At 68.7% G+C, this 11,590-nt stretch carries 13 protein-coding genes; 4 read left to right on the top strand and 9 right to left on the bottom strand.

The features are described from left to right. Positions 1 to 118 precede the first annotated feature (118 nt). Both ACLQ2S_RS22160 and ACLQ2S_RS22155 read left to right on the top strand, forming a co-directional pair. Positions 119 to 967: an ABC transporter ATP-binding protein gene (locus ACLQ2S_RS22160; RefSeq protein WP_155221222.1), complete on the top strand. Its 849-nt coding sequence runs from the start codon at positions 119 to 121 to the stop codon at positions 965 to 967. After that, the gene (locus tag ACLQ2S_RS22155) at positions 964 to 1,812 is read left to right on the top strand and encodes an ABC transporter permease (RefSeq protein WP_155221224.1); all 849 of its coding nucleotides are present in this window, start codon (positions 964 to 966) and stop codon (positions 1,810 to 1,812) included. Before ACLQ2S_RS22160 ends, ACLQ2S_RS22155 begins: the two co-directional genes overlap by 4 nt. Positions 1,813 to 1,849: 37 nt before the next feature. Here the strand turns inward: ACLQ2S_RS22155 and ACLQ2S_RS22150 are convergent, their stop codons facing one another. Both ACLQ2S_RS22150 and murA read right to left on the bottom strand, forming a co-directional pair. Then, positions 1,850 to 2,698 (bottom strand): 3-hydroxyacyl-CoA dehydrogenase family protein, encoded by an 849-nt coding sequence (locus ACLQ2S_RS22150; RefSeq protein WP_425702602.1) that lies wholly within the window; start codon positions 2,696 to 2,698, stop codon positions 1,850 to 1,852. 74 nt (positions 2,699 to 2,772) lie between these two features. After that, positions 2,773 to 4,215, bottom strand: a complete 1,443-nt coding sequence (gene murA / locus ACLQ2S_RS22145) for a UDP-N-acetylglucosamine 1-carboxyvinyltransferase (protein ID WP_425702600.1) — start codon at positions 4,213 to 4,215, stop codon at positions 2,773 to 2,775. On the opposite strand from murA, the gene ACLQ2S_RS22140 reads away from it, so the two are divergent. After that, positions 4,214 to 4,786, top strand: a complete 573-nt coding sequence (locus ACLQ2S_RS22140) for a cob(I)yrinic acid a,c-diamide adenosyltransferase (protein ID WP_155221230.1) — start codon at positions 4,214 to 4,216, stop codon at positions 4,784 to 4,786. The two genes, murA and ACLQ2S_RS22140, sit on opposite strands and share 2 nt — an antisense overlap. After that, the gene (locus ACLQ2S_RS22135; protein WP_155221232.1) at positions 4,762 to 5,178 is read left to right on the top strand and encodes a VOC family protein; all 417 of its coding nucleotides are present in this window, start codon (positions 4,762 to 4,764) and stop codon (positions 5,176 to 5,178) included. The genes ACLQ2S_RS22140 and ACLQ2S_RS22135 overlap by 25 nt, the downstream gene beginning before the upstream one ends. A gap of 88 nt (positions 5,179 to 5,266) precedes the next feature. On the opposite strand, the gene ACLQ2S_RS22130 is transcribed toward ACLQ2S_RS22135, so the two are convergent. From ACLQ2S_RS22130 to ACLQ2S_RS22100, 7 genes are all read right to left on the bottom strand, one after another. Then, the gene (locus ACLQ2S_RS22130; protein ID WP_155221234.1) at positions 5,267 to 5,515 is read right to left on the bottom strand and encodes a hypothetical protein; all 249 of its coding nucleotides are present in this window, start codon (positions 5,513 to 5,515) and stop codon (positions 5,267 to 5,269) included. 148 nt (positions 5,516 to 5,663) lie between these two features. Beyond that, positions 5,664 to 6,251, bottom strand: coding sequence for a hypothetical protein (locus ACLQ2S_RS22125; protein ID WP_425702597.1), 588 nt, complete (start codon positions 6,249 to 6,251; stop codon positions 5,664 to 5,666). Positions 6,252 to 6,914: 663 nt separating this feature from the next. Next, a complete protein-coding gene (locus ACLQ2S_RS22120) occupies positions 6,915 to 7,370 on the bottom strand; it encodes a DUF2550 domain-containing protein (RefSeq protein ID WP_155214756.1) in 456 nt (151 codons plus the stop codon). Between the two features lie 12 nt (positions 7,371 to 7,382). Next, on the bottom strand, positions 7,383 to 7,667 hold the full coding sequence (locus ACLQ2S_RS22115) for a F0F1 ATP synthase subunit epsilon (protein ID WP_309222576.1): 285 nt from the start codon (positions 7,665 to 7,667) through the stop codon (positions 7,383 to 7,385). Between the two features lie 89 nt (positions 7,668 to 7,756). After that, the gene (locus ACLQ2S_RS22110) at positions 7,757 to 8,905 is read right to left on the bottom strand and encodes an LCP family protein (RefSeq protein ID WP_425702594.1); all 1,149 of its coding nucleotides are present in this window, start codon (positions 8,903 to 8,905) and stop codon (positions 7,757 to 7,759) included. 287 nt (positions 8,906 to 9,192) lie between these two features. Beyond that, positions 9,193 to 10,647, bottom strand: coding sequence for a F0F1 ATP synthase subunit beta (atpD, locus tag ACLQ2S_RS22105; RefSeq protein ID WP_155214754.1), 1,455 nt, complete (start codon positions 10,645 to 10,647; stop codon positions 9,193 to 9,195). Continuing rightward, positions 10,647 to 11,585 carry a F0F1 ATP synthase subunit gamma gene (locus ACLQ2S_RS22100; RefSeq protein ID WP_425702591.1) on the bottom strand — a complete coding sequence of 313 codons (939 nt, stop codon included), beginning with the start codon at positions 11,583 to 11,585 and terminating at the stop codon, positions 10,647 to 10,649. The genes atpD and ACLQ2S_RS22100 overlap by 1 nt, the downstream gene beginning before the upstream one ends. Positions 11,586 to 11,590 lie beyond the last annotated feature (5 nt).

Genomic DNA, 11,590 nt, shown 5'->3' with positions numbered 1-11,590 from the left:
GCCCAACGGCCATACCAGCCCAAAACGGCGGCCGAACCCCGCCTCGCCGCTTGACACAACCCATAGGGACACCCCCCGGTGCCGACGCCGGATGCGGGTGGGCCGCACACTTGACGGCATGAGTGACGACGCCGCGATCCGCGTCCGAGGGCTGCGCAAGACGTACGGCGAGAGTCTCGCGGTCGCCGGGCTCGACCTGGACGTCCACCGGGGCGAGGTGTTCGCCCTGCTCGGGCCGAACGGCGCCGGCAAGACGACCACCGTCGAGATCCTGGAGGGCTACCGCCAACGCGACGCCGGCGAGGTGCGCGTCCTGGGCGTCGACCCGGCCGACCCGCCCCGCGACTGGCGCGAACGGGTCGGCATCGTGTTCCAGGGCACCGGGGAGTTCGACGAACTCTGCGTCGCCGAGGTGGTACACCATTTCGCCGGCTTCTACGCCGACGCCGACGACCCCGACAAGGTGATCGAGCGGGTCGGACTCTCCGCCAAGGCCCGCGCCCGTACGCACACCCTCTCCGGCGGTCAGAAGCGTCGGCTCGACGTGGCGCTCGGCATCGTCGGCCGCCCGGAGTTGCTCTTCCTCGACGAGCCGACCACCGGCTTCGACCCGGAGGCCCGGCGGGAGTTCTGGGAGCTGATCCGCGACCTCGCGGCGGCCGGCACCACCATCGTGCTGACCACCCACTACCTGGACGAGGCGGAGGCGCTCGCCGACCGGGTGGGGGTGATCGCCGCCGGCCGGCTGGTCGAGGTGGCCGCGCCGAACCGCCTCGGCAACCGGCAGGAGGCGCTGGCCACGGTCTCCTGGCGTACGCCGGAGGGCACCCTGGAGAGCGCGCAGAGCGCGACGCCGACGGCGCTGGTGGCGGAACTCGCCGCGCGCTTCGGCGGTGAGGTGCCCGGCCTGACCGTCACCCGGCCCACCCTTGAGGAGATCTACCTGACGATGATCGGACACCGATGACCACCACGGCGAAACCGGCGCAGCCGGTCACCACGGCCTCACCTGCCCGGCGCCGCGGCGCAGCCGGCCTCGCCCTGCGTCAGGGACGGCTGGAGATCCGGCAGTTCCTACGCAGCCGCGAGTCCGTCGTGTTCACGCTGGGCTTCCCCCTCATCATGGTGCTGATCTTCGCGTCGATCTTCAACGAGGAGATCGCGCCCGGGGTGAGTTACACGCAGTACTTCATCACCGGCATGATCGCGACCGGCCTGATGACCGTCAGCTTCCAGAACCTCGGCATCTGGATCCCGATCGAGCGGGACCGGGGGGTGCTCAAGCGCTATCGCGGCACGCCGATGCCCAAGTGGGTCTGGTTCGCCGGAAAAGTGATCATGGTACTGGTGATCAGCGTGGTGATGACCGCGCTGCTGCTCGCGGTGTCGGTGACGCTGTTCGACCTGGACCTGCCGAGCACCACCACGGCCTGGTTGACCTTCGGCTGGGTCAGCGGGTTGGGCGTGACCGCCTGCACGCTCTGCGGCATCGCCATCTCGTCGCTGGCCCGGACCGCCCGCAGCGGCTCGGCGGTGGTCACCCCGGTCGCGCTGGTGCTCCAGTTCATCTCCGGGGTCTTCTTCGTCTTCACCAACCTGCCGTCCTGGATGCAGCAGGTCGCGGCGTTGTTCCCGCTCAAGTGGATGTGCCAGGGGCTGCGGTCGGTGTTCCTGCCGGAGACCTTCGGGGCGGACGAACCCGGCGGCTCGTTCGAGCTGACCCGCGTCGCCCTGGTGCTGGGCGTCTGGTGCGTGATCGGTCTGGTGCTCTGCCTGACCACCTTCCGCTGGACCACCCGCCGCGACGGCTGAGCCGGGGAGGGCCCGGCCGGGCCCTCCCCGCAGCGGGTCAGTACGAGTAGAAACCCTGGCCGGTCTTGCGGCCCAGGTCACCGGCGGTGGCCATACGCTGCAACAGCTCCGGCGGGAAGAACTTCTCGTCGGCGGTGTCGGTGTAGATGTTGCGGGTCGCGTTGAGCAGCACGTCGACACCGGTCAGGTCGACGGTGGCCAGCGGACCCATCGCGTGCCCGAAGCCGAGCTTGCAGGCGGTGTCCAGGTCCTCGGCGGAGATGACACCCGCCTCGACCAGCTTGACCGCCTCCATGGCCAGGGCACAGATCAGCCGGGTGGTGACGAAACCGGCGATGTCGCGGTTCACCACCACGACGGTCTTGCCGATCCCCTCGGCGAAGGACTTCGCCCGCTCCAGGGTGGCATCGCTGGTCTTGTAGCCGCGAACCAGCTCGCAGAGCTTCATCATCGGCACCGGCGAGAAGAAGTGGGTGCCGACGACCGCCTCCGGACGCTCGGTGGCCGCCGCGATCTGGGTCACCGGGATCGCCGAGGTGTTGGTGGCCAGCACCGCGTCCGCCTGACAGATCTTGTCCAGCGCGCGGAACACCTCGTGCTTGATCTCCAACTTCTCGAAGACCGCCTCGACGACGATGTCCGCGTCGGCGGCTGCCTCCAGCTCGGTGGTGGGGGTGATCCGCCCCAGCGTCGCCTCGACGTCGTCGTCGGAGAGCTTGCCCTTCTCGGCGAACTTCGCCAGCGACCGTCGAATGCCGTCCAGACCGCGCTTCGTCGCCGCGTCGTCCAGGTCCCGCAGTACCACGTGCCAGCCCGCCTGGGCCGCCATCTGGGCGATGCCCGAACCCATCAACCCGGCACCGATGACCGCGAGTCGACCCGCCATGCTGCTTCTCCCTCGCTACGAATGAGTGTCTGTCTGCACCCTAGTCGGCGAGCCTGAACGATAGCTAAGGCAGCTCAGATGGTCAGTTCGGGTTCCTCCGGTGCGGTGGCCCGCTCCACCTCGATGCCGAGCGCCCGCAGGTCGGCCACGAAGTCGGGATATCCCCGGTCGACGTGGTGCACGTGGGACACCTCGGTCACCCCGTCGGCGCAGAGCCCGGCGATGATGAGCCCGGCACCGGCCCGGATGTCGGTCGCGCGTACCGGAGCGCCGGAGAGCCGCTCCCGGCCGCGTACCACCGCGTGATGCCCGTCGGTCTTGATGTCCGCGCCGAGGCGCATCATCTCGTTGGCGAACATGAACCGGCCGTCGAAGATGTTCTCGGTGATCAGCGAGGCGCCCTCGCTGAGCGCGGCGAGGCCGATAGCCATCGGCAACAGGTCGGTAGCGAAGCCCGGATACGGCAGAGTCACCACGTCCACCGCCCGGGGCCGCTCCTCCATGCGTACCCGGAAGGAGTCCGCCCGGGTCTCCACCATGCCGCCGGCCATCACCAGCTTGTCGAGCGCGACCTCCAGGAACGCGGGGTCGACACCGGTCACCGTGACGTCGCCCCGGGTCATCGCCGCACCGAACGCCCAGGTCCCCGCGACGATCCGGTCCCCCACCGTGGCGTGCCGGACCGGGTTCAGCCGGGGTACGCCGACGATGGTGATGGTCGAGGTGCCCTCGCCGTCGATCAAGGCGCCCATCCGCTGGAGCATCGTGCAGATGTCCACGATCTCGGGCTCGCGGGCCGCGTTGTCGATCACGGTGGTGCCCTCGGCCAGCACCGCCGCCATGATGAGGTTCTCGGTCGCCCCGACGCTCGGGAAGTCCAACACGATCTCCGCGCCGCGCAGCCGGTCGGGCGTCGACGCGATCACGAAGCCGTGCTCGCCGGAGATCTCCGCGCCCATCCGGGTCAGCCCGGAGATGTGCATGTCCAGGCCCCGCGAGCCGATCGCGTCACCACCGGGGTGGGCCACCCGCACGTACCCGCGCCGGGCCAGCAGCGGGCCGAGCACGCAGATCGACGCCCGCAGTCGGCGGACCAGGTCGTAGTCGGCCTCGACGCCCGGCTGCTCCGGCACGTCGATGGTGACCGAGCGGGAGCGGGCCACCCCGCCGGCCGTGACCATCGGGTCCACCGGGTCGTCGGCGTCGAACCGTACGTCGCACCCGAGGCGGCGCAGCACCTCACCCATGATGGCGATATCGGTGATCCGTGGCACGTTGGTGATCACACTCCGGCCCGGGGCGAGCAACGCGGCGGCCATCAACTTCAACGCCGAGTTCTTCGCCCCCACCACGTGCACCGTCCCGGCCAGCCGGGCACCACCGTGCACCCGGATGACGTCGACGTCGGTGATCGCGGCGTCACCGGCGTCTCCCGGGCCGACACCCGCAGGCCAACCCGTGCCGGCGTCCGGCCGCGCCGGGATCGTCAGGTCCGGTATCCGTAGGCTGTGCGTCATGGCCGTCCACCTCACGCGCATCTACACCAAGGCCGGCGACGCCGGCATGACCAGGCTGAGCAACAACGAGCAGGTGCCGAAGAACGATCCGCGAATCGCCGCGTACGCCGACGTCGACGAGTGCAACGCCGCGCTCGGCGTGGCACTCGCGCTGGGCCAGCTCGACGACGAGTTGCGCCGGGTGCTGGGGTTGATCCAGAACGACCTGTTCGACGTGGGGGCCGACCTCTCCACCCCCGTCGAACCGGAGCCCAAGTACCCGCCGCTGCGGGTCACGGAGGAGTACGTCGAGCGCCTTGAGGGCTGGTGCGACGAGTACAACGCGCGCCTGAGCAAGCTCGACTCCTTCATCCTCCCCGGCGGCACCGCGGGCGCGGCGCTGCTGCACGCGGCGCGGACGATCGCCCGGCGCGCCGAGCGGTCGGCGTGGGCCCTCGTCGCACACGACCCCGACCGGACCAGCCACCTCCCGGCAAAGTATCTCAACCGCCTGTCAGATCTGCTCTTTATCCTGTCAAGAACGGCAAATCCGGACGGAGACGTGCTATGGGTGCCGGGCGGAGGCCGGTGACGTTCGGTGCGCTGCACCACGTGGAGGTCTGGATACCCGACCTGAACTCGGCAATGCGTAGCTGGGGCTGGCTGCTCGGCGAGTTGGGCTGGACGTCGTTCCAGCAGTGGCCGAACGGCCACTCCTGGCGGCTCGGCTCGACCTATCTCGTGCTGGAGGAGTCACCCGCCCTCTCCGGCCGCCGTCACGACCGGCTCGCCCCGGGCCTCAACCACCTGGCCTTCCACGCGGGCTCGACCACCGTCGTGGACCGGCTGGTCGAGCAGGCACCGGCGTACGGGTGGGAGCTGCTCTTCGCCGACCGGCACCCGTACGCGGGCGGGCCCGACACGTACGCCGGGTACCTGACGGACGGTCAGGGGTACGAGGTGGAGTTGGTCGCCTCGGGCTGAGGTGGCTTGATCGGTGGTTCGGCTGGGGGCGACCTTGGCCAGCCGCTCGCCCGGAGGGCATCGGCCAGCCTGGGCGGTGCGGGTGGGGTCAGTCTGGGGGGCGGTTGCGGGCGAGCTTGATGAGCAGCACCACCAGCAGGCCGATGCCGAAGACCGCCATCAGGCAGCAGTCGACGCCACTGAACCCGGGCTTGGCGGGGCGGGCGTTCTGTCCCGCCCGCACCACGATCTCGCCGCCGCCCGACGATGCCCAGGCCGTGACCGGCATGAACACCGAGAGTCCGGCTGTACCGACGACCGTGCCCAGGCGGCCCCGCCACTTGTCCCACGCAGACATCGCCCCATCCTCGCCGGGACCCGCAACCGGGGCGCACGGCGGATCGGGCCCGCACGGCATGCACCGGCCGTCAGACGCCGAACTGGCCGGACCCCAGGGTGCGGGGTCCGGCCAGTTCGGGTGTTGAGTTCTCACCACGGGGTAGAGGTCAGCTGTTCCAGTGCTCGGCGACCAGGTCGGCGGCCTGCTGTTCCCACTGGGCGTAGTGGTCCGGGTAGGCCGACACCTGCACGGTCTGCGCGGCCTTGGTCAGGGGCATGTCCTGCCAGCCGTCGACCTGCTTGAGGCCCTTGAGGAACGCCAGGGTCGAGTACTCCGGGTCGGTGATCTGCTCGACCGTGCCCCAACCACTGGACGGACGCTGCTGGAACAGACCCTGCGAGTCATGGTCGTTGCGGTCACCCAGATGACCCAGGTTCTCCAACTTCGACTCCTGCAACGCCGTCGCGATCGCCACCACCGCAGCCCGCTCATCCATACCGGCCTTCTTCGTCGCCGCGATGATCGCCTTCACGTTCCCCACCTGCTCATCGTTCAGGTCGACATGCGACTGACCCGCCGGAGCACCATGCGGCAACAGCTTGCCGGTGTCCGGCTTCTCAGCCTGCACCGCAGCGACAGGAGCGGACGCCACCGGGGCGGCGTCAGCGAACGCGGCCACCGGACCGGCGACCAGACCACCGGAGACAGCCAGACCAGCAATACCCAGCACGCTCTTACGCAGCATCGAGTTCATGACAAAGCTCCAATCGGGGGTCACGCGCACACCCAAGGGGGACAGGCACACGCACGCAAGCACCACAACAGGCACCCAAAAGAAGAGGAGAAAAGAAAAAGGGGGGAGACCTTCTCGATCTCGACCCGACACGCGGGGCGTGTATCGCCACATCACGCCGCCGGAACCAGGTACAACGACCGACCGCCCGCCATCATTCCCGACAGCACACACCCACCATGGCGGGCCGTCGTCCTCGGCCGTTCAGGGATATGCAACGACCACCACTCCGCCGTCATTCCCGACGGCACGGGCGCGGTCGTCGGCCGTTCACCCGTCTACAACGCCCCCGACCCGCCACCCATTCCACCCCCAGCCAACCACCGCACCCGCTCCGCACAGCGCCAACCGGACACCCGGACCGACACCGCCCACCACGACCACACCACCACACCACAATCCACAAACCCCGGACACCCAGCCGCACTCGGCCGAAACCGCACACCCGGCACACCGATGCCGAACCCACGCACAACAACCGAGGCGCGGCCCGCCGTGCCCGACGCAGGGATCAAGCCTGACCGCCCGAAGCCGGGCACGGCGGGCCACACCCAAGAGCGCACGTTCGGAAAGACCGCAGCCCACACCCAAGAGCGCGCCCACACCCCTAAAGCGCACACACGGTCAGGCAGCCGGCCAGTCCTGGGAGGCAACAGGCGGCGAGGCCGCCCCCGGAGGGGCGGCCTCGAGCCAGGAGAGGAACCCGGTGACGGTGGATCGCGCCATGGCGATCTCGACCGGGGCGTGCCGACTGGTACAGCGAAGAATGATCCAGTCGGCGGGCATGGACATTCGTTCCTGCCCTTCGGGCAGCCGCCGTCGCTCGACGGTCAGCCCTTTGCGGGAGAGCACCCGCTTGGGGCGTACGGCGAAACTGAACATCCGGTACCAGCGAAGCTCGTCGCCGACGAAACGGCCGAAACCGGGCGACCAGCCACGGCCGTCGAGCATGGTGGTGGTCCGGACACTGAGCCGGATGATGCCACCGCTTCGGGTGACCAGAGCCCGCCGGATGAAGAGAAACAGGATCGCGCCGAGGATCACGGCGACGCCGATTCCGACCCCTTCGACGATCTCCATCGGCGGGTCGGCTCAGTTACCCGTAGCTGCGGCGGCGGGAGTGGCCTCCTCGGCCAGCACGGTCACGCCCCGGTCGCTGACCGAGAGGAAACCGCCCGCCACGTCGTAGGTGAGCTGCTCACCCCCGGCAAGCTTGATGCGTACCTGGCCGGGCTCGGCGAGCTGACCGAGCATGGGCGCGTGCCCCGGCAGCACACCCAGCTCACCTTCGGTCGTCCGGGCCATGACCATATCGGCCTTGCCCGACCAGACCTTCTCCTCGACGGCCACGAGCTGGACGTTTAGCTGCTCTGCCACGCTGTCTCCTTGCTGAGGCGGCGGATTGGGAAAATTCTAGTCGCGCCCCTGACCTGTTCTTCAGGCGGGTGCCAAGACCTGCGCCATGGTCAGCTCCGGTTCACCAGCTTCGGGTGTTCGAGGAGGAACGGGTCGAGTAGTTCCCGCTCCAGGGCGACGAAGAAGTCATCGACCTCGGGCGCGAACCGCTCGCCGCGGTACTTGCCGCCCTCCACCACGGCACCACCCGGCAACTTGATCATCTGGATGTTGCCGGGGCGGATGTCCTTGAGGGCCAGGCCGAAGTCGATCACGCTGTGCCCCCGGCCGCTGAAGATCAACGACTCTCCGGCCGCTCGGAGCACCTTGTCCAACTTCACCGGGTTGGTCACCACGTCGGCGCTCAGCGCCTGCGCCGCCATCGCCTTGACGAACTGCTGCTGGTGCCGCTGCCGACCGTAGTCGCCGTCGGGGACGCCGTTCTCCGGGTACCGCTGGCGGACGTAGTCCAGCGCCTGCCAACCGCTGAGGTGCTGCTTGCCCTTCGGGTAGACGGCCTGGGGCCCGATGTAGCCGTCGCCGTTGGGGTTCCCCTTGCGGTGCTTGCCGTTCGGCTCGCGGTGCTCGGAGCGGACCTCGCGCTCGATGTTCATCGTGACGCCGCCCATGGCGTCGACGATCTTCTTGAAGCCGTTGAAGTTGATGATCGCGCCGGCGTCGAACCGCTTGATGCCGGTGACCTGCTGCACGGTGATGGCGAGCAGCTCGAACCCACGGGCCGGATCCGGCTTGCCGCCCGGCACCCGGCTACCGAACGACATCGCGGCGTTGAGCTTGGTGGTGGCGCCACCGAACTCGGCCTTGGGGAACTGCGGGATATCCACATAGAGGTCGCGCGGAAGGGAGAAGAGGTACGCGCGGTCCATCTCCTTCGGCACGTGCAGGACCATGATCGCGTCGGAGAGCGGCAGGGTGTCGTCGTCTCGGGGGTCGATGCCGACGAGCAGGATGTTGAGCGGTCCCTTGATGTCGCTCTTCCGCGCACTGGCACCGGCCGCCTGGTCGCCGAAGAGATCGGCCTTGCCGATCGCGCCCTCGTAGCGCGCCATCAGCGCCTCCGCGCCCACCAGGCTCGTCCCGCTGAGCACCATCAGGATGACTCCGAAGATGGTGCACACCTGTGCCCAGCGGGGCACGCCCCGCCACACCGATGACCGTCCACCACGCTTGCCGCGCCTGCCGGCCTTACCCACAAGCATCTCCGTTCGTCGCGCCCACGGGGGAATACGGGCACGCGGGTCCGAATGGTTTAACCGACCAACGCCCATCAGGAAATGAGCGCGGCTGTGCGATGTCCAGAAACCTCACCGGGCCGTATGCCGACCCGACGCCGCCGCTGGCATCGCACCTGACGGTATCTCGCGTTCGCCGTGATCGCCGAACACGGGAATCCGGCCAGCGGCGATGGTACGTCGTCGAGATGGGCAGAAGGCCGCCCCGGGGTCACCGGGACGGCCTTCTGTTTCGTGTCTGTGCAGGTGAAGGGTCAGCCCTTCATCAGCTCGGCGGCCTTCTTCTCAAGGTCGTCGAGTCCACCGCACATGAAGAACGCCTGCTCGGGGAAGTGGTCGTACTCCCCCTCGCTGATCTTGCGGAAGGCCTCGATGGTCTCCTTGATCGGGACCGTCGACCCCGGCACGCCGGTGAACTGCTCCGCCGCGTAGGTGTTCTGCGACAGGAAGCGCTCGATCCGCCGGGCCCGCTGGACCGTGATCTTGTCTTCCTCGGAGAGCTCCTCGATACCGAGGATGGCGATGATGTCCTGCAGGTCCTTGTAGCGCTGGAGGATCCGCTTCACCTCGCTGGCCACCTGGAAGTGCTCCTGGCCGACGAACTCGGGGGCCAGGATCCGCGACGAGGAGGCCAGCGGGTCCACCGCCGGGTAGATGCCCTTGTCGGAGATCGACCGCTCCAGGTTGGTGGTCGCGTCCAGGTGGGCGAAGGTGGTGGCCGGAGCCGGGTCGGTGTAGTCGTCCGCCGGCACGTAGATCGCCTGCATCGAGGTGATGGCCTGGCCCCGGACGGAGGTGATCCGCTCCTGGAGCTCGCCCATCTCGTCGGCCAGGGTCGGCTGGTAACCCACCGCGCTGGGCATCCGGCCCAGCAGGGTGGAGACCTCGGAACCGGCCTGGGTGAAGCGGAAGATGTTGTCGATGAAGAGCAGCACCTCCTGCTTCTTCACGTCCCGGAAGTACTCGGCCATGGTCAACGCGGAGAGCGCGACCCGCAGCCGGGTGCCCGGCGGCTCGTCCATCTGGCCGTAGACCAGGGCGGTCTTGTCGATGACGCCGGAGTCGGTCATCTCGTGGATGAGGTCGTTGCCCTCACGGGTGCGCTCACCCACACCGGCGAAGACCGAGGTACCACCGAAGTTACGGGCAACGCGGGTGATCATCTCCTGGATGAGCACCGTCTTGCCCACACCCGCGCCACCGAACAGGCCGATCTTGCCGCCCTTCACGTACGGGGCGAGCAGGTCGATGACCTTGATGCCGGTCTCCAGCATCTCGGTCTTCGGCTCCAGGTCGGCGAAGGCCGGGGCCTTGCGGTGGATGCCCCAGTGGTCGTCAGCCTGGATGGTCTCGCCCTCGGTGAGGTTGAGGCACTCGCCGATGGCGTTGAAGACGTGGCCCTTGACCGCGTCACCGACCGGCACCCGGATCGGGAAGCCGGTGTCCCGCACGTCGGCACCGCGCACCAGGCCGTCGGTCGGCTGCATCGAGATCGCGCGGACCAGGTTGTCACCCAGGTGCTGGGCGACCTCCAGGGTCAGCGTCTTCTGTCCGCCGGACAGGGTCACGTCCACGTGCAGCGCGTTGAACAGGTCCGGCATGGCGTCGCGCGGGAACTCGGCGTCGACGACCGGGCCGATGACCCGGACCACGCGACCCGTGGCCGTCTTGGTCTCAGCTGGTCCACCAGCAACTGCGGATACAGTCATCACACTTCACTTCCCGACGCGGCCAGCGCGTTCGCGCCGCCGACGATCTCACTGATCTCCTGGGTGATCCCGGCCTGGCGGGCCGAGTTCATCTCACGCGTGTACTTGTCGATCATCTCTTCGGCGTTGTCGGTGGCGCTCTTCATCGCCCGCCGACGGGCCGCCGACTCGCTCGCCGCCGACTCCAGCAACGCCGCGTAGATCCGCGTGTTGATGTACTTCGGCAGCAGCGCGTCGAGCAACGCCTCCGGGTCCGGCTCGAACTCGTAGTCCGGCAGCACACCGGATGCCGCCTCCGAGCGGGGCCGCTCCTCGACCTGCAACGGGCCGATGATCCGGGTGACCGGGTTCTGGGTCATCAGGGACTTGAACTCGGTGTAGACGATGTGCAACTCGTCCACCCCGCGTACCCCGTCCGGGCCGGGACCGTCGTCCTCGTCGTCCGCGCCGGAAACGAACGCCTTGATCAGCGTCTCACCGACCTCGCGGGCGTCGACGAAGGACGGCTGCTCGGAGAAGCCCGTCCAACTGGCCTCGATCGGCCGATTCCGGAAGCGGTAGAACGACACCCCCTTGCGACCGACGACGTAGAGCACCGGCTCCTTGCCGTCGGCCCGCAACCGGGCGATCAGCGATTCCGCCGTACGGATCGCGTTCGAGCTGTAGCCACCGGCCAGGCCCCGGTCCGCGGTGACCAGCAGCACGCCCGCCCGCCGCACCCGCTCGCGCGGGGTCAGCATCGGGTGGTCGATCCGCGCGTTGGAGGCCAGCGCCGTGAGGACGCCGGTGATGGCCTGGGCGTACGGCAGGGACGCCTCAACCCGGGCCTGAGCCTTGGCGATCCGGCTCGTCGCCACGAGCTCCATCGCCTTGGTGATCTTCTTCATCCCCTTCGCCGAGCGAATGCGTTGACGAAGAACACGTACCTGCGCCGCCATGGCCC

The organism is Micromonospora sp. DT48, from assembly GCF_049844495.1.
GTDB lineage: Bacteria > Actinomycetota > Actinomycetes > Mycobacteriales > Micromonosporaceae > Micromonospora.
This window is presented reverse-complemented; position numbering and strand designations above follow the sequence as displayed.